Source organism: Roseateles chitinivorans (assembly GCF_002761755.1).
Taxonomy (GTDB): Bacteria; Pseudomonadota; Gammaproteobacteria; order Burkholderiales; family Burkholderiaceae_C; genus Roseateles; species Roseateles chitinivorans.
Genome location: NZ_PEOG01000159.1, coordinates 1 through 628 on the forward strand (window position 1 = coordinate 1; position 628 = coordinate 628).

Consider the following 628-nt stretch of genomic DNA (forward strand, 5'->3'; position numbering starts at 1 on the left):
CGGCCTGGCCCTCTCGCTGCTGCCGCCGGGCGGCGACCGCGGCCTGGTGGTCGCGCCGATGGCCGCCGCGCCGCCGCCCTTCCCTACGCAGCGCCTGCACGACGCGCTGCTGCAGTCGCGCGTGCTCTACGCCATGCCCCGCGACCTGGCGGAGCTGACGCGCCTCAGCCAGCTGGCGCGGCGCACTGGCACGCGGGTCGCGCTCGACCTGGAGCCCGCGGTGGTCGGCGACGCGCAGGCGCTGTCGCAGCGGCTGCCGCTGGCGGACCTGGTGTTCTTCAACGAGGCAGGCTTCCGGGCCGGCACCGGTGAAGCGCCCTCCGCCGACGGACTGCGGCGCCTGCTCGACCAGGGGCCGTCCTGCGTCGTCGTCACGCTGGGCGCGCAGGGCGCGATCGCGGCCGACCGCGACGGCGTGGTCAGGCAGGCCGCGTTCGACGTGCCGGTGCGGGACACCACCGGCGCCGGCGACGCCTTCAACGCCGCCTTCGTGCTCGCCCGGCTCGAGGGCCAGTCGCTGGCGGCCGGCCTGCGTTTCGCGTGCGCGGTCAGCAGCTTCGTGATCGCGGAGGTCGGCGCCCGTGCCGGCCTGCCGTCGCGGGCCGCGGTCGAGGCGCGGCTCGACCAG

Annotated in this window: 1 protein-coding gene; it reads left to right on the forward strand. The window is 77.5% G+C overall.

Going from position 1 to position 628, the window contains the following annotated elements:
- Positions 1–628: carbohydrate kinase family protein (locus CS062_RS25145; RefSeq protein WP_099864565.1), on the forward strand; the 628-nt coding region annotated here is incomplete at both ends.